Below are 19,160 nucleotides of genomic sequence, written 5' to 3' on the forward strand. Positions count from 1 at the left end.
GTTTCCTTTCTATAAATGATAAGTTAGAATGTTACACTAAGACCAAATGAGAATGTCTTTGACAATGGATATGTCTTACCAATCTCACCGCCATAACCTGCTCCAATCAATTCAGGATCACCAGCCTCAGTGAAGTTAGTGATGGTAAAGAGGTTCTCTCCAGATACGAAGAAGCGAAGATTCTCAATGTAAGCCTTGCTTGTGATAGCCTTTGGCAAGGTGTAACCGATGGTGAGGTTCTTCAAACGGCCATAAGCTGCATTCTGCAGATAGCGGGTCTGAGTCTTGATGTTGCGGCCACCACCCCAGTCTGCACGTGGGTAGTATGCACCCTTGTTGTCCTCACGCCAGTAATCCTCGTGGAACTTAAAGCCGGTAGCCTGCCACTTACCCTGACCGATAGCACCCCAGAATACGGCACCACCTGCTGCGTAGTCACGCTTGAGGGTTCCCTGGAAGAATACCTTAATATCAAAGCCCTTCCAAGCTGCATCGAGGTTCAAGCCGAAGTTATAGCGAGGAGTAGAGTTACCGATGATGCGTCTGTCACCTGGCTTATCAGCTGTATTCTCGCCAGTATTAACATAACCATCACCATCGAGGTCGGCATACATGATATCACCTGCAGTCCAGCCGCTTCCGAGTGCGCTCTGGTTAACCTTTGCGAGGTGTGCATCCATATCTTCCTGGCTCTGTGCGATACCGATTGTGGTATAACCCCAGATGTCACCGAGCTTAGCACCAGCATAGTATGAGCCGAGGTTCTTGGATGGGTTAGGATACTTGTCGATGACCACCTGGTTATCACTCAATACGAGAGATGCACCATAGCTTACCTCACCGATTACGTCACGCCAGCCAATCTGGAGATCCCAACCCTTAGATGTCATATCAAGGTTGTTCACCTTTGGAGGATTGGCACCGAGGATAACAGGCAACTCAGGAGCAGGACCTACCATGTCGAATGTCTTGCGCTGATAGTAGCCGAACGATCCCGTCAAGCGGTTATTGAAAGCACCCCAGTCGAGACCAACTTCCCATGTACGGCTCTTCTCCCATGTAAGAGTAGAAGACACGAGACCTGGCTGTGAAGCGGTATTTGGCTTAGCGCCATTAATCAACCAGTTGCCACCCTGAGAAGAGAAGCCGATGGTTGGATAGAAAGGATACCAGTTGTCTGTATTCTGGTTACCCAACTGACCCCAAGAAGCACGGAGCTTCAATGTGTTTACGTAATCAGTCAATGGCTCCCAGAACTTCTCACGGGCAATGTTCCAACCTGCAGAGAATGATGGGAAGAAGTTCCAACGGTTCTCGCGGAGGAAACGTGAAGATCCATCATAACGGAGGTTAGCCTCGAAGAGGTAACGGCCTGCATAATCGTAGTTGATACGACCGAAGAAACCGGCTGTAGTCCATGAGTTATATGCACCACCTACACTTGGCTTGGTGGTTGTTGTATCGAGAGTAGGAAGACCAGACATGATACCGTTCTGACGCGCTGTGATATTGCGCTGACGGAACCACTCACTCTGGAAACCACCCATTACCTTCATATTGTGATCGCCAAACGAATGGCTGTACTCTGCAAAGAGGTTAGGGTTGAAATAGTTTGACTTAAATGAATACTCATAGACGCTTGATGTGGCGTTGCTATCTACGTATGGATTATTATCGCAGTCGTAGCCGTATGTGGTCTGCCAGTCACGATGATTGAACTGTGTAACAATACGATAGTTCAACTCAGCATTGAGAGTCAGGCCCTTTACAGGTGTTGCAACAAAAGAAAGCTGCTGTGCGAGACGGTCTGCCTGGTTCTTGGCACGGCCACCATTCTGAAGACGTCCGATATAAGACTCTGGCAACCAGTTACCATTAGGATCGGTAGTTGGCAAAATAGGCCAATAACGGCACATATTGTGGAAGAACACATCTGTACCATTGATCAAATCACCAGGAGAATCGAAGTCCTGACGTGAGAAACGGGTATTGTAGGTCATGCGCAACCATTTGGTTATCTGTGCATTGATCTTACCTGTCATAGTATAGCGCTGCATACTATCATCACCATGACGGAGGAGACCACCACGGTTGAGATAGTTGCCAGATACATAGTACTGCAAACGATCATCACCACCATTGATACTCAAGGTATGCTCCTGAGAGAAGCTGGTACCAAACTGCTCCTTGAGCCAGTCGGTATTACCAATAGGCAAGAGTGGCGTATTGTCCCAAACCTCCCAACGGTTGTTGCTGTTCTTGAACATCTTCTGCATGGTAGGATCGCTCTGAGCCTTCTTGATTTGCTCGAGTTTTTCATCTGTAAACCAGATACCTGCACCACTAGCAACAGAAGCATCATTCATGTACTTAGCCCATGTGTAAGAGTCCATCATCTCCGGCATGTTGAGTGGAGAATCAAAACGGAAAGAGTTGTTGTAGTTAATAGAAGCCTTACCCTTCTTACCACTCTTGGTAGTAATAAGGATTACACCACCGGCAGCACGTGAACCGTAGATTGAAGAAGCAGAAGCATCCTTCAATACAGAAATGTTCTCGATGTCCTGTGGGTTGAGTGCGTTCATATCGCCCTCCATGCCGTCGATGAGCACGAGTGGAGAAACAGAAGAACCGGCACCGATAGTACCTGTACCACGGATGTTAAAAGACTTGGTTGAATTAAGAGTACCACCGCTGCTTGGTGTAGAGAAGTTCATACCGGCTACTGCACCCTGAAGAGCATCAACAACAGAGTTGACTGGGCGAGCGCCGAGAGTCTTGGAATCAACGGTAGAAACGGCACCAGTGAGGTTTACCTTCTTCTGAGTACCGAAACCGACAACAACGACCTCATTCAGAGTCTTGCTGTCTTCCTTCATGGTCAAATTGATTTCACCGCCCTTCCATACCATCTCCACTGGTTCGAAGCCAATGTAGCTGATACAGATAGTTGCGCCACGATTAACATCAGAAAGAGCAAACTTACCATCGAAATCGGTGATGGTTCCACCTTGCTTTCCCTTAACTGTGACTGTAGCACCAATTACAGGCTCCCCTGTAGGGTCGATAATGGTACCAGTGCATTGTCCATCTTTGGACTGATTAGTTTCCTGGATACGAGTTCCCCATAAGCCTGGGCTGGAGCCATTCCAAGAGCCATAATCATAGTACTTACTGTGAATAGTTGTCTTATCATAAGATAGAGTTTAAAAATTTGTTATTTGGTTTCTTATTTATTACGTTATATTTTTATATTTCAGTTAGCTGTTGCAAAGATACGTTATTTTTCAATACGGTTAAGATTTTAAGGCAACAAATGTCAGTTTTTTAAATCTTTTTAAGTAAAATAGCCCCAAAAAACAATCAAAAAAGGCTCGCAAGAGGTGTTTCTTGCGAGCCTTTTGATAAAGAATGTAAAAAAGACACTCTTCATTATTTATGTGTCATGATATCAAGCACCATATCGTCGGTTGCTCTCATCGCATCGGCACCGATACTTGTAAGATTGTGAATACATTTATCCACATCATCATCTACGATGCCCTCTGCCGATGTCACGCATTTGCCTTCCATCGAAAGAAGAGCGGAAAGCAGGGCGGTACTGACACCCGAAGAGATCTTCAAGGCACAGCTAGGTTTGGCACCATCGCAGATCATACCTGTAAGGTTTGCCACCATATTCTTGACAGAATTGCAGATACGGGTATAATCGCCACCCATCAGATAGGTGATACCGCAACTGCTGCCCGTACTGGCTACCACGCAACCACATAGAGCTGAGAGTTTTCCCAAGCTCTGCTTGATATAGATAGCCGTCAAGTGACTGAGCATCAAGGCACGGATCATTTCTTCCTCAGTATTCTCATTCTCCAGAGCATATACCACAACAGGGTTGGTAGCACAGATTCCCTGATTGCCGCTACCGCTATTACTCATCACCGGAATCATGGCTCCACCCATACGGGCATCGCAAGCAGAAGCGGTACTGGAGATGATGTGAGAGAAGATGTTATTACCGAAGATGCCATGACTCAAAGGGCGATCCATTGTCTTACCGAGACAATGTCCATAGTTGCCCTTGATACTCAGTTCGGCAGCCTTCATATTATATTCCTTGGTCTTGAGGATGAAAGAAATCTCATCAAGCGGAGCTGTTGTTGCAAACTCGTAAACCATCGGGAAATTGAGTTGGATGTCGTCATCAGCCTCATCGCCCACAGCACCGCCACGCTTGTCGAAAACCACCTCACCATTACGCTCAACATACACAAAATGGGTATGAGAACCGGAGATAATTGCCGTAGCCTGGTCTTCACCGGCATGACAGATGATTTCGATATAGAGTTTATCCACATCACCCTGCTTCAGTTTGATGTTGATATCCGCATCCTTGATATATTGTTTGCCCTGCTCCAGACTGTCGGGAGTGAGGTCTTTCAACACTTCCAGCTGATATTCAGGCTTTCCGATGAGCGCACCCAGCGATACGGCGATAGGCAAACCGATCATACCCGTGCCAGGAATGCCGACACCCATCGCATTCTTGAGCATATTAGGACTCAGAAGAACTTCAATACGTTCAGGGCGCTTGCCCAATGTAGTAGCAGCCTTGGCTGTACATAGTGCCACAGCCATCGGTTCGGTACAGCCGATGGCAGGAACCACCTCTTTATTAACGAGCGCAATGATGCGCTCACGCTTACTTTTCTCTAACATAATCTATATAGCTTTTATATAAATAACGTTCTTACCATTATTTCGGGTACAAAAATACAAAAAATAAACCGTATTTCACGATATTATCGAAAAAATACGGTTTATCTTTATATAAATGGAGCACTTTAGCCAAACTTTTCGTCTAAATATCTTATTTCGAGAATAGTTCAGCCAACTTTGCAGCCAATTCCGTACCACGGATATTCTCAGCAATACACTCACCTGTAGTACCATCTACCAGGAAGATGGCAGGAATGAACTTTACCTTATAAGAATCAGCTATACCGGCACGGTCAAGTCCGTTAGGCCAAGAAAGTTTCTCCTCAGCAAGCGCTTTCTTCCAAGCAGTTTCATTCTTATCGATAGAAACACTTACTATTTCCAGTCCCTTTCCTTTATACAGTTCATAAAGTTTTTTGAGGTTAGGAATTTCCTTGCGGCAAGGTCCACACCATGAAGCCCAGAAATCAACCAGATAATACTTCTTTCCCTTTACACAAGAAGCCATGCTCACCTTAGAACCATCAACTTGCTGGAGTTCGAACTGAGGCAAAGTCTCACCTGTAAGTCCCTTTGGATTAATCTGCTCGTTGAGCAACTTTCCATAGAAGCTATTCTTAGCAGTTTCTGAGAACGAATTCCATTCCTTGGAGTTTTCCTTGGTGAAATAGTTCAAGGTACAAAGCATGGCGAAAGGTCCCCACCAGGAATCCTTGTTGTCTGAATACAACTTTCCATAAGAAGACTCTACCGTATCAAAGAAATTCTTCTGTTCGGTAGCCATCTCTTTTCTCTCGTCACTATCTTCCAAAACTTTCATCTTAGCTTTATCCTTTGCCTGGTAAGCCTTGCTCTGTTCTGCAATCAATTTTTTATGCTTATCGTTTATATCCTTATACATCTTATCAAGCATATCCCTCACTGAACCGATTTTTGTCTGATATTCATCGTTCATAGCACTGTCAGAAATCTTTACATTGCTGGTATAAAAACCTGTGTTCACCCCATCATTGATGGGTTTGGCATCGAGAGACACCTGCACTTTTTCGCCACCTTTGGTCATCAGACTAAAAGTGAAAACACCGTTTCTTGGACCGACACCGATAAAACGAGCCTCTGTAACAGGGATGGTTAAAGTAAGTTTTCCACCCTTTACCACACCTTTAGCGAGAGGTTTCTCATTACGATGGGTAGCAGCCAGGACGGCTTCCATTTCCGTACCATCAGGCACACCATTCAAGATTGCATCAATGATACACTCGTCTGCATTCTGAGCATGAGCACTCATCACAGAGATGAGCGCCAATGCCAATGAGAAAATTGTTTTTTTAAAAATCATATTTGTACAATTACTAGAAAGATTTATTTTAACGTTCATTACTTCTCCACATTCTGTACGAAACTTCCGTTGCCAGGATTATCAATGGCTCCCTTAGGGAATGGGAAGGTCCAGAGATGAGAGGATGGAGCAAGACTTATCTGCTTGCCATCTATCTCTTTTGTCAGCGTGCGGGCATAGGTACCTTCAGCATTTAAGCGACGAGCATCGCCAAACGGCACAATAGAGAAGATAAGTTGATTATCCTTAGCTTGACGTATATACCGGATAGCTTCTGCCACAGAGGACGCCGATAGTGGCTGATATTTCTCTGGAAGGATATATGTCTTACGCACCTCATTGAGCACATCCATAGCATCTGTCAACTGTTTCTTACGAGCCAAGCATTCAGCCTTGATAAGATACTGCTCCACGGTTCTCATACCAGCAAGATTGATATAGCCATTGGTCAACCCCTGATAATAAGTTTCTGCACCCATCGTTCTTAGTTTCCAATTGCTCAAGAAATAAGCATCTCCCTCTTCGAATCCGGCAGCACGATTTACCGGTATCTTGAATATCGCAGATGCATAGTTGGAACTATTATCGGCATAATTGAAATTATAACAGTCCTGGCTATCAAATCCCAATGGCGTTTTCAAAGAAGGATAAACACCCTCTTGGCCTATCACACCCTTATTATCATTATAGAATCCAACCCAATCAACCAACTTATCATTAATGGCAAGAGCCTTATCAGCAAACTCCAACGCCTTTTCATAGTTCATCATCTGAAGATAGGTACGTGCCAACATAGCATAGGCAGCTCCCTTGCCCGGATGGAGGAGCGTGGTACCCATATCTGGAAGATCAGCTACCGACGTGTTCAAATCATTCAAAATGAATTCATAGATTTCCTGAATGGTGGCCTGATGATAAGGAGCATTCTGAAGACTGCTTGTAATCAGAGGCACACTCAACTTACTGGCAGCATTTGAAGGCTCGTAGGTATCAGCATAATAATTAGCGAGATTGAAATAGTTCATCGCACGCAACACTCTGGCATATGCCATCACCTCAGCCTTTTCTTTCTCAGTACCTTCTGTTGTATTAGGCACATCTTCCAATATCAGATTGCAGGTATTGATAGTGCCATAAGCCACATAATAAGTACTCTCATCTGCAGAGTTCCAATAGGCACGATCGGTTTCCTCCTCCCAATTGTAGTTAGCCTTATACATCGGATAATAACTGGCATACGAATTGGTGAGATATTCATCATTAAGCAAATAGCACGTTTGCAAAACCGGCATGCGATGAGTACCATACTCGTAACGGAGAAAAGCCTCATAGTCGGCGAGCGACTTAGGGATGCGTTTGCCCTTTGGTTCTATATTGAGATAGTTATCGCAAGAGGCAAGTCCCATAACCATGCCCAGCAACAACACCATATATACTAATTTCTGTTTCATTTTCTTCATTATTTAAAAGTTGAGATAAATGCCTAACACATAGTTGGTGGCATTATAACCACCCAGCTGGTACTTAGCCTGTTTGGTCTTTGCCCAGAAGAACGGATTCTCCACATTAGCCTGAACACGGGCACTCTGCATATAGAGCGAACGGCACAGCGACTTTGGCAAATGATAAGCCAGAGAAATGTTGTTCAGACGAATATAACTGGCATCAAGGATATTGATATCAGAATAAAAATAAGTACTATACAAAGAAGATGCTGACAAACCACTTTCGGCAAAAACAGCCTTTGGCACATTGGTATAAGCCTCATCACCTGGTTTCTGCCAACGATTAGCAAGTCCGGCACTAGCTCCCGCAATATTGGAGATATATCCTACGCTGGAATAACTGCAAGTGAGGAAAGCAGGATTGGCATTGCGCATCTTATGACCACCCGCAAAAAGGAACTGCATACTGAAATCGAAATCCTTGTAGCTGATACTGGTTCCGAAAGATCCACTATACTTAGGAGTGGTAGTACCCATGTAAGAGATGGCATCCAATGTCGTTGGCTGATTAGTTACCTTCTCACCATTCTCGTTATACACCTGTGGCAATCCTTCTTCACTCAATCCAGCCCACTTATAGCCATAGATTGCATTATATTCGTTGCCGATAATAGGATAAGCCGAAGGGTAATCCAACTGAAGAATATAAACCGGCGCCTTTACATTTACATAAGTCACCTCATTCTTATTATAAGCATAAGTCATATTGGCTCTCCATGAGAAATCCCTGGTACGCAGAACCTCACCACTCAGGGAAATTTCTACACCACGATTGTACATCTCGCCATTGTTGATGGTATAGGTGCTGTAGCCCCAACCTTCAGTAGGTACACCCATGGAAGAAGCCAGGAGGTCGGTACCCTTCTTGTCGTAATACTCTACAGTACCATTGAGTCGGTTCTTAAAGAGCGAGAAATCGATACCTATATTAAAGGTATTGGTTTTCTCCCAGCTCAGCATCGGATTGGCACGCGACTGCACATATCCCTGTGTACCTCCCACATGCCCGTTATTATTATAGCTTGCCACCATATAAGGGGCAGAATTCTTAGATACGTTACCGGCAATACCATCAGAAACACGGAGTTTCAGATAATTGACCCAATCTGCGTGGAAGAACTTCTCCTTACTGATAATCCAACTGGCACCTACCGACCAGATAGGCTTGTTCTGAAACTTCGAACTGGTTCCCCAGAGATTAGAGCGGTCCCATCGTAAACTACCAGTCAAGCTATAACGGTCATCGTAAGTATAAGCAGCATTACCATATACCGAAACATAACGGTTTACATTCTCATAAGAAGCAGACAAATCAGTCGCGGTCATAGATTTATATCCCAGCACACCCGCTATACCTTTCAACAAATCAGCATTATTCACCATATTGGATGTTAACATCTGAGAATCATAGTTAAACAGTTTGTCTCGATGCAATTCCTGCTTGTTCTGGATGGTTTCCGTGCCCAGAATAGCAGTTACGCTGTGAACATCCTTGAAAGTCTGATCAAAACTCAACTGCTGACGGAAGTTATAAGCAGAGGTATATTGGTCTGAACGAACCAGGATATCCCCATAAGGAATCACATAATTGACAGAGCCATCACCATTATCGGTTGCATACCCGTTTACCACACCCCGAACCTGCACAGAAGCTTTATCAGCCCAGTTTTCACCACGATATGAAGCTCGTTCGTACTGGAAGGAAGCAGCATACTTCAAACAGGGCAGAATCTGTACATTCAGACGGGCAAAAGTTCGTAAAGCCAACTCCTTGTTGGTGGTAATCTGACGATCCAGCTCTTCCAAAGGAGTGATATCCATATTATAAAGACCATACTTCTGATAGATAGCCAAAGTACTTGCATCATATCTCTCACTCATCGGCTTGGTATAACAAGAGCCATCAGCATTCACTAAATTATCGTATGGCAAAACAGAATATCCAGGAGAAAGGACATTGTAGTTCTGTGTCTGATCCTCACCCACCTTTAGGTAAGCACCTAAATCCAAAGAAAGCCATTTTGTGAAATGAGAAGTATTGGTAAGGTTGATACCTAAACTCTGATTATTGGAATACTTATCTTCAAGGGTATTATACTTATAAGTGACCGAAGCCTTGAAGAGATTATTCACCGAGTTGTTTACAATATTCATATTATACTGCTGATACAACGGATCGCGCTTAGCATACTTCTTCATCTGGTCATAGTAGTTATAACCTTTTCCAGCCAAATCTGTCAGTTTAGCATTCATTTCTGACTCAGAGATATTGCCTGCATAATAATTCAAGATATTGCAGATACCCGCGCTCGTATAGATTTTCTGATCCAACATATTCTGAGCGTATACCTTAGCTCCATTGCCTGCAAGATTCGGATTCTGCGCAGCCCACTCCTTCTCCAAGTCAATAACAAGAGAAGAATTGGCGAGATAATCTGTATAATAAGAATAAGGATGCCAGGTAAGAGAAGCATTGAAAGAGACATTGGTCTTACCCTTAGCTGCCGATTTCTTGGTAGTGATGACAATGACACCATTGGCAGCACGAGCACCATAGATGGAAGCAGCAGCATCTTTAAGAACAGTAATACTCTCAATATCATCCATATTCAAATCAGGGATTTCCTCGGTAATATCACCAGTTCCATTGCCGGTCAACTTAGTTTTCTCTACTGGAAAGCCATCTATGACATAGAGAGGAGAAGCAGAGGCATTCATCGTGGTTACGCCACGAATCATGCCGTCATTATATCCGGCAACCTCGCCAGCCAGCACAGTAGAGAGATTACCCAACCTCTTGTCTTTCAGTTCATCAGCTGTTACCTTGGTAAAAGCACCGGTTGCACGCTCCTTAGAGATTGTCTGATAACCCGTTACAACCACTTCACCAAGTATGGTCTTATTTTCAGACATCACAATCTTCACATGATCCCTACCAGCCACCTTTACCTTCTGGTCATTCATACCGACATACGAAACCGTAACCTCATGACATCCTTTAGGAATATAAAACTCAAAATTACCATCCGTATTAGTCACGGTTCCAAAAGGACTGCCAGGCACTACAACAGAAGCGCCAATCATAGGTTCTCCATCCTCATCGGTAATTGTTCCTGAGAGGGGGCGGATGGCAGCTCCATTATCTGTAGCTTCAGCTGCAGTTTTATGTTGCAAAACCTTCTTGACGGTAATAAACTTACCACTTACTGAGTAAGTGAAAGGTTTACCATGTAAAATCTGCTTTACGGCAGTTGAGGCAGAAGCATTCTTCAGATGAACCGTTGTGGTATAGGGATTTACGTCCTCTATCACAAAACTCACCTTATAATCCGACTCCTGCTGTACTTTTCTCAATGCAGAAGCCAAAGACTCATTAACGAGCGACATCGTGATGCCTCTCTTTGCATTCTGTGCTCCTACAGGCAATGCCATCCATAAAGTCAGGACAGCAAACATGAATACACGTCTTATTTCTTTCATATTTCTCTCTTTTTCGTTAATACTATAATAAAAATACGTTTCTGACAGCGAATCGGTAACATCTACTTTCAAAAAATAATGAAAAAAGTTTGTTTTCTTACAAATAAAACTAAAACATCGGCATTTTCAGGAATTATAATTTCCCAAAAATGCCGATGTGACGATACATCAAGATTTACTTAAATACCTTATTCTATATATATAGTATTTCCCTTAAAACTAACCTTTGCAACTCCCAGATTATTCAAGAGTCCTATAGCATCCTCTATACTGCCACTCTTATCTGCGGAGAAATCGAGATGCTTGGTTTTGACTGCAGGATTTCTAAATACCACCTTACTCTGATAATATGCTGCAAGATTATCCAAGATGTATTCCAAAGTCTGGTCGTGATAATAGAGCACACCATCTGCCCATGCGGTAGTTTCATCCGTATTTACATTAATTATCTGCCCAGAAACAGTCTCCTTTGCACTTAAGGAATATTGCTGTCCCGGATTCAATGTCACAGGTTTATGCTGACTGTTCTTTGCCAGGACTTCCACCTTTCCCTCAACCAAAGTCACTTTACAGTCACTACCCTGATAAGCCTTGATATTAAAAGAAGTACCCAAGTCCTTGGTCAAGACACCACCTGCATCCACCACAAAAGGACGCTTACTGTCGTGCCTTACCTTGAAGAATGCTTCTCCTTCAAGATGCACCATACGCTCTGCTCCCTTAAAGCAGTGGGGATAAGTAATCTTACTATTACTATTGAGCTTTACTTCAGTGCCATCAGCCAGTGTCAGAGTAATCATCTCACCATCTGCCGTCTGAAGCATTGTCATACCTTGTTCAGAAGATACATTTTGCGTTATCCGATTTCCGGTAGCTTCATCAATAGTCTGCCTGGAGCTCACCCACTGCCATACAAAAACTATCGCCAACATAGCAGCAGCGCCCATCAGAGCACTCATCAGCATTCTCATCATCGGATATTGATGTTTCACAGGCTCTTCGGCATCCGAATTTTCTTTGCCTACTATCTTCTCCAACTCCTTGTCAAGGTTTGGCAGAGGATATGTTTTTCGTATCATAGCCTGTTCTATGGCAACCAAGTCTTGGATGTCATTCTGTAAACTCTCATCATTAAAAATATCTGTTTGCTTCATCATATTTCTATTTCTTTACTAAAAATAATACGTTTTACCTACCAAAATAGTAACATCCCCAATTGAGATTCTTTTGATTATTTTCAAGTTTTTATTTGATGATAATGTTCTCTTAACAGTTTCAAGGCCTTTATGATATGGCGCTTGACCGTTTCCTGACAGACATTCATCTCATCTGCTACTTCCCGATATTTCTTATGGTTAAGATAACATTCTTCCAAAACATGACGAGTAGTATCCGGTAACAAATCCAACATTTCTTCTACTTGCCGCTGACGTTCTTTCTGGATATCATTATCTTCATAGCATTGATCTACTGCATGAAGATAGTAATCGGCATATTGTGCATGAACAGCTGTATGCCGAAGATAGTCTAAACACTTATTTTTCACGGTTTTAAGCAAGAAGGCTGGTAAGGTTTGCATGTCATAGGAGTCGAAATTCTCCCATACGTGAGCAAAAACGCCACTCACGATATCTCGGCTTGCCTCCTCATCTTTCAGAAGTTGCAGCGCATAATAATATAATCGACCATAATATGATTTGAAAAAATGCCCAAAAACTTCCCGCTTATTCATCTATACCTAATTCTATGTTGATTACTAGAAACAATATGCCATATATGGCGCATGATACACCATATATGGCTTTGAATATTCTTATTATTAGTCTTCCAACTGGAACAGAGGATCATCTGGAGTCAGCATGGTTGGCTTCTGGTCGAATTCCTTCAAGAGCTGCTCAGAAGCATACTTCTTGTTTACTACCAGGCGGAACATGTACTCGTTGAACCAATCGTTGGTCATGATGAAGCAACCGCCAAAACCATTGTCAGCACCCCAGCTGTTCTCCACCTTCCACTTCACAGGCTTTCCGGCAGCATCGAGATCTACCGCAGTCAAAGTCATGGCATGGGTAGAACCGCTCTCGAAAGTAGCGATGCGGTCAGCCTTATTCATTGGGAATGTTGTATTGAAGAGGCTGCCATAGTCGAAGTTATCGAGAGCCAGATAGCCACGCTTTCTGTCGAGCTGCTTGCCCACATCATAGCTTGAATACATCTTATGACCATCCTTCAGGGAAGCGATAGCGAGCTGGGCTATCTCCTCCATAGGCAGGTTCAGGTACTTCCAGTTATGACCATCATAGGTATGACGGTCGTATTCTACCTCGTATGTCTTGTGATAAGGACGGCGTGGGTCGTTCATCACCATGATGAAGGTGCCGTTGAGATCCTTACCAACCGTCTCCTCATAGAAACTCTTAGGAGTATACTTCTTAGCCTCACCAATCTGCTTGCCATCCTTATCACGGAAAGCATAAGTGAATTCCTTTACAGGCTCGCCCAAAGTAAGGCTGAGCATGCGATAAACCTGAGCCAGCATTTCGGTCTTACGAGCCTGAATAGCAGCAGTTTTCTTTCCCTGAGCTACCATCTTGCGGAGTTCCAGACCATATTCACGGAGCTTGCTGCTGATAAGGCGGCTCATCTTGGAAGTATTGTTGCTGGAGAAAGTCTCAGGCTGAGCACTCATAGGCACAAGACCATATTTGCTAGCCAGGTCGGCAACGCCACAGAAAGTACCACCGTCGTTGAGAGGGTTCTTGAAGAAGAACTGCACCTGAGGATCCTCGATGCTCTTCTTACCGAGGTCGATGACACCCTGAAGCATGAGGTTAGCCTTCTCCAACTGGTCGTAGAAGAAGAGATAATCCTGAGAATACTCTACCACTCTACCCTGCTTGTCGTTGACAGCAAAGTTAGAACGGAGCACATTGAAGCCGCTAAACATCCAGCAACGGCCCGAACTCTTCTGATTATGAATGCTCTGAGAAGGGGTCTCGATGCTGAAATGGGTATCAACAGGAGCCTCATTGGCATGATTCTTTACCAGGTCATCAATGTTGTTGTTAGCAACAGCATTAAAGAGAGCCTTGTGTGCAGCACATGCATGGTTCTTCTCCATCTGCTGAAGAGCAGACTGACTGATGCCGCCCCCCTTGGTCTGCGCCATCATAGACATGGAAGCCATCAGCATGGCTCCAATCAGTAATACGTTTTTTCTCATAATCTTCTATATTTATTTGTTTCTTTGTGCAAAAATAACACTATTTTGCGTACTTTCCAAACTTTTATGCTGAAAAATGCGAAGACGCTTACGAATGAAAGCCATTTTCTAAAAAAACAAGTTAAATTTTTCTTAATTAATAAGGAGTTCTGCAAATACATTACGGTTTTTTATTATATTTGCAAGCGAAATACTAAGCTAAAATTACGATAGTATCGTATTGGCTACACATAGTATAACAACAAACAACAAACCTATGATTGGTAAAGTAAAAATCCGATGCTTGTTTTTGTTGGCATGGCTTGCAAGATGACAACAAATATGGGCTCATTGAAAATCATATTAGAACCCCTAAAGGACATTAAACAATGGAAAAGTATATAATTATAACCGAATTTGGAGAGCAGCAAGATATAAGAGTGGGACTAAAATCTTGTAAAAACAAGTACAATCTTCTTCTCTGTTGGGCAAAACATCTTTCTTATCCTTATATTGGTATTAAATCCAAGACGAAGCTTATCGAAGATATAAAATTTGATTTGCGCGAATTTAAACAATATGTTATGAATGCCAGAAGTTATATGACGAATTTTTATCATGAATCATATCTAGTAAATGGCATCCATATAGAACTGTATATCGTTAAACGTGAGCAAAATTGCGATTCTTCATTTTTATTTAAAATATTTGTTTTTTATAAGAATTGGGATTTCCAAGTGGAGAAAGAATACAACTCCCCATTTGATGCTTTAGTTGATAGCATAAACATAATACAATGGAATGAATTCTCACAAGAAGAGAAAAATGAGTTTGAAAAGGTTCTAAAGTCGACAAGCCACGTAAATTGCGTTATTCGCAATTTGGTTTGGAACTTAGAATGTTCCATACTTGGCAACAATTTAAAAGTATATATAGTGAAGTCATGAAAAAGATATTGTTTATAGCACTCAGCATCATACTCTCCGCTCCAACATTTGGAGCGGATGGTAATCATCGTGATTACTCCCCAAAGTCACCAGAGGCAGCTGCCTTTGACAGAATATCCACCATTCCAGTGGGCAACTATACTGGCAGCCTGGCTTTCTCTATAAAAGATAATAAGGGTGAAAATCATAGTAGAAATCAGAAGGGGAATCGCTAATGAAAAAATATTTATTTTTAACAGATTATCAAACAGGACTTATTGTGAAAACAGAGATATTAGAAGCTGAAAATGAGAAAAATGTAGTGTTAAAATGGATAAAAACATTGCGTTTTCCTTATATAGGTTCTGTTGCGCGTAAGAAGATACAGGAAGAATATCTTACTGGGATTGCATCTTCCGCTTGTATTCGTAGAATGCAAGGGCTTCATTGTATGTTCTTTTTCCAAAATAACAGAATAATTGATGTACATTTTTTGGATGTATCTTCCATTCTACAAGGAAGTACAGAATCTAAACGTAATTTAATTATTGCTTATTTCAAAGGTGGAATTTATATTTCCAAAAGCAAAGCAGAATTGCCATTAACCACAATTTCACATTGGGCAAGATACTTATCTTGGCACTATTATTCTAAAGAAGAACGTGCCGAAATCAGGAAGAACATTTATAATATTAAAGAATTAAATGAAACTTTAAAAGACTTAGTTTGGAACTTTGAATGCTCCATACTTGGCAACAATTTAAAAGTATATATAGTGAAGTCATGAAAAAGATATTGTTATAGGTCGTGCAGGAAGTTCGAGTTTCCCTAAGATGTGAGGAAATGACTCGCATAGCTAACGAAAGAGAGGAACATCGGCTTATGCTGAAGGCTTCGTTACGCTCTATCGATTAAGGAAGAAGGAATAAAGATAAGAGCTGGGGGATAGGCATCTTTACGAGTTGGAAAGAGCTTCTTACCATGTCGGAAAGAGTATCTTCTCGGGTTGGAGAAAGTATCATTCCGGGTGCTAGAAAGTAACTTCTCCATTGTTGCCACTAGGCTCGGCAGACCTGCTGAGCCTAGTCAGCAGGTCTGCTGACTGCAGTCGGCACCTCTGTCGAGCCTAGTGGGAACACCTTGTTGTCGTACAACTACTGGTGCGTCCATTTGGAGCTTATGCCAATCCATGGAAGCTCTCGTCATCATTCGATAATAGCAGTTCTTGCCAGTAGTCAACAAGTCGTAATATGATTTCTTGTACATAGAGTGAATACTTTCACTTGCTATGCGAAACAGACACAAAGACAGGATTAGTTGAACGGCAGGAATACCAGCTTCTTTCTCCAAAGATAGCTTGCAGAGGAGATGACCTAGTCCAAAACGGGTAAAAAGTGCCATTAAATTGATTCGCAAGGATCTTTTAACACTTAATATGTTTGATAACTCAGAAAAATTGCTTAATTTTGCATTCATAACAGTTACTCTTTAAATCGTTGTTTTTTTTGTTCTTTAGCGATTACAAAGATACAACTTTTTATCGAGAAACTGATATTTTTACCCTATTATTTGGGGGTGGGAAACTTTAATAAAGGAACTATCTAATCATATAAATGTATGGAAAAAATAAAACTTGTATTAGGTATTTTATTGGGATTTACTCTTTCATTTTTTAATGCTTCTTTGCTTAAAAATAGTACAACAAAAACGGATGAGCAATACATTGTTACCAATAGCAGAAATGTATTCATATTGGATTCTGTAGAATTTAAACTTACCGCAGACTCTGTTCTTCTATATGGAAACGAGAATTCATATACGGAACTCTTATATCATTATGGAAGTATTCATAATGGTTCTAAAGATCTCTTATATTATGCATTAATTATGGCAGACAAATATTCTTATCCCGAAGCTTCTTATAATATTTTCGACATTATTAAAGATTTTAATAAGAATAACACTTTATTATTGTCTGAAATGATGAAATATTACTTATTGTATGGGGCAAAAAACGGAAGTTCAAGTTCTTGTTTTCAATTAAAGGAATATTACGAAAAAGGAATATTATTCGAAAGAAATCAGAGAAAAGCAAAATTCTATGAGAATAAGATAAACAAAATTTATAAGATAAAATGGACAAAATAAGAAATATGCATAATATTGCCTTAGGCATCATTATAGGTTTGTTCTTGGGGGGAATTTTTCAAGCACGCCCTAAGTTTGAATGGAATTTGGGAGTAAAGCAACCAGTCGTCCCTCAATGGAATATAAACAAGATAAAATCTGCAATTATTAAAGAGAAGAGCATAAAAGATTATGAATTACTTAAAGAATTATCTGGCGGTCATTTGAAAAAAGAAGACATTTTCTATGGCTTACTTATGAATGAATACCACCCTAACGATACCACTTACAAAGACCTAAGAAATGTCTTGGTTGAAATCTACAATATCCCTCCAAAAGATACCATCACTTTGATGTGGGTAAAAAAACTTGATGAAATGTACAAAAACAACAAATAGTGTTCTCTGAATTAACATTAAGTATTTAATAATTAGATATTTATAACACTTTTAATTTGGCTGTTTCACTAAAAATTAGTATCTTTGTCATGTTAAAGAGAATAATTATGAAGTATAGTTCACAATATAACCCCCTTACTTTAGATTTGTTCAAATCATCTTTCGATGATCTGAACAAGACTAATCGTTGGGTGATTCTTGGTGATAATATTCCATGGGCAGAAGTTGAAAAGACTTATAATTCTCGCCTTGGCAACAAATATAAGGGAGTAGGCTATGTCATGATGGCTAACTCCAACATCAACAAGGCGCAAGGGTACAACAGAGGAAAGAATGGATTTTAAAGATGAAAATCATAGTAGAAACTCTAAAGGACATAGATAGATGTACATTATATTAATAGATATCAATCAAGGACAAAAAGTTGCATTTTTTTCCTCAGAAGTAACAGATAAAAAGGAGGCTATTCTTTCTTGTGTTTCTAAAATTAGATTCCCAAGATTAGGAATAAAGAGTATTTCTAAAATAAAAAAATATTTGATTTACAATCCATATAAACTTTACAACATAACAAAATTACGTGGAGTATACAATGTTTATTATATTTCACTTACTATAAATGGAGTAAACATTGATGCAAATATTATAAAAACGAAAAAAGGCAATACAGATGCTACATATACTATAGTTGCTTATTTTAAGGAAGGAACTTATATTAGCCAAAATAAGAATATAGCCTCTATTAGTGCAATAAAACATTGGGCAAGATACTTATCTTGGCACTATTATTCTAAAGAAGAACGTGCCGAAATTAGAAAGAACATTTATAATATTAAAGAATTAAATGAAACTTTAAAAGACTTAGTTTGGAACTTCGAATGCTCCATACTTGGCAATAGTTTAAAAGTATATATAGTGAAGTCATGAAAAAGATATTGTTTATAGCACTCAGCATCATACTCTCCGCTCCAACATTCGGAGCGGATGGTAATCATCGTGATTACTCCCCACAGTCACCAGAGGCAGCTGCCTTTGACAGAATATCCACCATTCCAGTGGGCAACTATACTGGCAGCTTGGCTTTCTCTATACCAATCTATACATTGGTGAGCGGCGACATCAGCCTGCCTATCAGCTTGGACTACCAAGGCAATGCCATACGAGTAGACCAAGAGGCTACTTGGGTTGGATTAAATTGGTTACTGAATGCAGGAGGAGCCATCACAACGACAACTTCCGCATGCTCTACACAATATGGAGAATCGTTTCAAAAAGATTGGGATTATTTTGCCAACAAACTGTCCATGACATACATTCCCCTGGATGGTGAGTTTCCACAAATGCGATACAAGATGGATGAGCCCACTTTAAAAAGTAAGGACTGTTTAAAATGTTTATATTTCACGAAAATAATCTCTGCTTTATGCTGTTATCTGGAATATTTTTCGTATCTTTACACCATCAATT

Annotated in this window: 17 protein-coding genes and 1 pseudogene; 8 read left to right on the forward strand and 10 right to left on the reverse strand. The window is 41.2% G+C overall.

Annotation, left to right across the window (positions count from 1 at the left end):
• Nucleotides 1-23 precede the first annotated feature (23 nt).
• From ACTQ53_RS13980 to ACTQ53_RS14020, 9 genes are all read right to left on the reverse strand, one after another.
• On the reverse strand, nt 24-3,116 hold the full coding sequence (locus tag ACTQ53_RS13980) for a SusC/RagA family TonB-linked outer membrane protein (RefSeq protein ID WP_441933635.1): 3,093 nt from the start codon (nt 3,114-3,116) through the stop codon (nt 24-26).
• Nucleotides 3,044-3,196 carry a hypothetical protein gene (locus tag ACTQ53_RS13985; protein ID WP_441933612.1) on the reverse strand — a complete coding sequence of 51 codons (153 nt, stop codon included), beginning with the start codon at nt 3,194-3,196 and terminating at the stop codon, nt 3,044-3,046. Before ACTQ53_RS13985 ends, ACTQ53_RS13980 begins: the two co-directional genes overlap by 73 nt.
• Nucleotides 3,197-3,432: 236 nt before the next feature.
• Nucleotides 3,433-4,716: an L-cysteine desulfidase family protein gene (locus ACTQ53_RS13990; RefSeq protein ID WP_441933614.1), complete on the reverse strand. Its 1,284-nt coding sequence runs from the start codon at nt 4,714-4,716 to the stop codon at nt 3,433-3,435.
• A 151-nt stretch (nt 4,717-4,867) separates the two neighbouring features.
• Nucleotides 4,868-6,055, reverse strand: coding sequence for a TlpA family protein disulfide reductase (locus ACTQ53_RS13995; protein WP_441933616.1), 1,188 nt, complete (start codon nt 6,053-6,055; stop codon nt 4,868-4,870).
• Between the two features lie 38 nt (nt 6,056-6,093).
• Nucleotides 6,094-7,515 (reverse strand): RagB/SusD family nutrient uptake outer membrane protein, encoded by a 1,422-nt coding sequence (locus ACTQ53_RS14000; protein WP_427865636.1) that lies wholly within the window; start codon nt 7,513-7,515, stop codon nt 6,094-6,096.
• 3 nt (nt 7,516-7,518) lie between these two features.
• Entirely contained in the window at nt 7,519-11,040 is a 3,522-nt protein-coding gene (locus ACTQ53_RS14005) for a SusC/RagA family TonB-linked outer membrane protein (protein WP_441933618.1), read from the reverse strand.
• A 188-nt stretch (nt 11,041-11,228) separates the two neighbouring features.
• Nucleotides 11,229-12,197 carry a FecR family protein gene (locus ACTQ53_RS14010; protein WP_349226358.1) on the reverse strand — a complete coding sequence of 323 codons (969 nt, stop codon included), beginning with the start codon at nt 12,195-12,197 and terminating at the stop codon, nt 11,229-11,231.
• A gap of 80 nt (nt 12,198-12,277) precedes the next feature.
• Nucleotides 12,278-12,772 carry an RNA polymerase sigma-70 factor gene (locus tag ACTQ53_RS14015; protein ID WP_006849380.1) on the reverse strand — a complete coding sequence of 165 codons (495 nt, stop codon included), beginning with the start codon at nt 12,770-12,772 and terminating at the stop codon, nt 12,278-12,280.
• A gap of 87 nt (nt 12,773-12,859) precedes the next feature.
• Nucleotides 12,860-14,263 carry an aminopeptidase C gene (locus ACTQ53_RS14020; protein ID WP_441933621.1) on the reverse strand — a complete coding sequence of 468 codons (1,404 nt, stop codon included), beginning with the start codon at nt 14,261-14,263 and terminating at the stop codon, nt 12,860-12,862.
• Between the two features lie 368 nt (nt 14,264-14,631).
• Here ACTQ53_RS14020 and ACTQ53_RS14025 point away from each other — a divergent pair, with 368 nt between their 5' ends.
• The 3 genes from ACTQ53_RS14025 to ACTQ53_RS14035 are packed head-to-tail and all read left to right on the forward strand — an operon-like array spanning nt 14,632 to nt 15,955.
• The gene (locus ACTQ53_RS14025; RefSeq protein ID WP_295348349.1) at nt 14,632-15,189 is read left to right on the forward strand and encodes a hypothetical protein; all 558 of its coding nucleotides are present in this window, start codon (nt 14,632-14,634) and stop codon (nt 15,187-15,189) included.
• Nucleotides 15,186-15,404, forward strand: coding sequence for a hypothetical protein (locus ACTQ53_RS14030; protein ID WP_441933623.1), 219 nt, complete (start codon nt 15,186-15,188; stop codon nt 15,402-15,404). Before ACTQ53_RS14025 ends, ACTQ53_RS14030 begins: the two co-directional genes overlap by 4 nt.
• Nucleotides 15,404-15,955: a hypothetical protein gene (locus ACTQ53_RS14035; RefSeq protein ID WP_441933625.1), complete on the forward strand. Its 552-nt coding sequence runs from the start codon at nt 15,404-15,406 to the stop codon at nt 15,953-15,955. The genes ACTQ53_RS14030 and ACTQ53_RS14035 overlap by 1 nt, the downstream gene beginning before the upstream one ends.
• Before the next feature lie 299 nt (nt 15,956-16,254).
• On the opposite strand, the gene ACTQ53_RS14040 is transcribed toward ACTQ53_RS14035, so the two are convergent.
• On the reverse strand, nt 16,255-16,434 hold the full coding sequence (locus ACTQ53_RS14040) for a hypothetical protein (protein WP_441933627.1): 180 nt from the start codon (nt 16,432-16,434) through the stop codon (nt 16,255-16,257).
• A 351-nt stretch (nt 16,435-16,785) separates the two neighbouring features.
• On the opposite strand from ACTQ53_RS14040, the gene ACTQ53_RS14045 reads away from it, so the two are divergent.
• From ACTQ53_RS14045 to ACTQ53_RS14065, 5 genes and pseudogenes are all read left to right on the forward strand, one after another.
• Entirely contained in the window at nt 16,786-17,316 is a 531-nt protein-coding gene (locus ACTQ53_RS14045) for a hypothetical protein (protein WP_441933629.1), read from the forward strand.
• On the forward strand, nt 17,304-17,693 hold the full coding sequence (locus ACTQ53_RS14050; protein WP_217761922.1) for a hypothetical protein: 390 nt from the start codon (nt 17,304-17,306) through the stop codon (nt 17,691-17,693). Before ACTQ53_RS14045 ends, ACTQ53_RS14050 begins: the two co-directional genes overlap by 13 nt.
• A 107-nt stretch (nt 17,694-17,800) precedes the next feature.
• Entirely contained in the window at nt 17,801-18,037 is a 237-nt protein-coding gene (locus tag ACTQ53_RS14055; protein WP_441933631.1) for a hypothetical protein, read from the forward strand.
• Between the two features lie 40 nt (nt 18,038-18,077).
• Nucleotides 18,078-18,620, forward strand: coding sequence for a hypothetical protein (locus ACTQ53_RS14060; protein ID WP_441933633.1), 543 nt, complete (start codon nt 18,078-18,080; stop codon nt 18,618-18,620).
• Nucleotides 18,617-19,160, forward strand: a pseudogene (locus tag ACTQ53_RS14065) (hypothetical protein); the annotation flags it as partial. The gene ACTQ53_RS14060 and the pseudogene ACTQ53_RS14065, both read left to right, overlap by 4 nt.

It is taken from the genome of Prevotella sp. Sow4_E9_plate (assembly GCF_052116205.1).
Taxonomy (GTDB): domain Bacteria; phylum Bacteroidota; class Bacteroidia; order Bacteroidales; family Bacteroidaceae; genus Prevotella.

Excerpts from the sequence above, each read along its gene's own strand:
- ACTQ53_RS13985 (WP_441933612.1), bottom strand. The coding sequence starts at position 3,196 with ATGATAAGACAACTATTCACAGTAAGTACTATGATTATGGCTCTTGGA.
- ACTQ53_RS13990 (WP_441933614.1), bottom strand. The coding sequence starts at position 4,716 with ATGTTAGAGAAAAGTAAGCGTGAGCGCATCATTGCGCTCGTTAATAAA.
- ACTQ53_RS13995 (WP_441933616.1), bottom strand. The coding sequence starts at position 6,055 with ATGATTTTTAAAAAAACAATTTTCTCATTGGCATTGGCGCTCATCTCT.
- ACTQ53_RS14000 (WP_427865636.1), bottom strand. The coding sequence starts at position 7,515 with ATGAAGAAAATGAAACAGAAATTAGTATATATGGTGTTGTTGCTGGGC.
- ACTQ53_RS14005 (WP_441933618.1), bottom strand. The coding sequence starts at position 11,040 with ATGAAAGAAATAAGACGTGTATTCATGTTTGCTGTCCTGACTTTATGG.
- ACTQ53_RS14010 (WP_349226358.1), bottom strand. The coding sequence starts at position 12,197 with ATGATGAAGCAAACAGATATTTTTAATGATGAGAGTTTACAGAATGAC.
- ACTQ53_RS14015 (WP_006849380.1), bottom strand. The coding sequence starts at position 12,772 with ATGAATAAGCGGGAAGTTTTTGGGCATTTTTTCAAATCATATTATGGT.
- ACTQ53_RS14020 (WP_441933621.1), bottom strand. The coding sequence starts at position 14,263 with ATGAGAAAAAACGTATTACTGATTGGAGCCATGCTGATGGCTTCCATG.
- ACTQ53_RS14025 (WP_295348349.1), top strand. The coding sequence starts at position 14,632 with ATGGAAAAGTATATAATTATAACCGAATTTGGAGAGCAGCAAGATATA.
- ACTQ53_RS14030 (WP_441933623.1), top strand. The coding sequence starts at position 15,186 with ATGAAAAAGATATTGTTTATAGCACTCAGCATCATACTCTCCGCTCCA.
- ACTQ53_RS14035 (WP_441933625.1), top strand. The coding sequence starts at position 15,404 with ATGAAAAAATATTTATTTTTAACAGATTATCAAACAGGACTTATTGTG.
- ACTQ53_RS14040 (WP_441933627.1), bottom strand. The coding sequence starts at position 16,434 with ATGTACAAGAAATCATATTACGACTTGTTGACTACTGGCAAGAACTGC.
- ACTQ53_RS14045 (WP_441933629.1), top strand. The coding sequence starts at position 16,786 with ATGGAAAAAATAAAACTTGTATTAGGTATTTTATTGGGATTTACTCTT.
- ACTQ53_RS14050 (WP_217761922.1), top strand. The coding sequence starts at position 17,304 with ATGGACAAAATAAGAAATATGCATAATATTGCCTTAGGCATCATTATA.
- ACTQ53_RS14055 (WP_441933631.1), top strand. The coding sequence starts at position 17,801 with ATGAAGTATAGTTCACAATATAACCCCCTTACTTTAGATTTGTTCAAA.
- ACTQ53_RS14060 (WP_441933633.1), top strand. The coding sequence starts at position 18,078 with ATGTACATTATATTAATAGATATCAATCAAGGACAAAAAGTTGCATTT.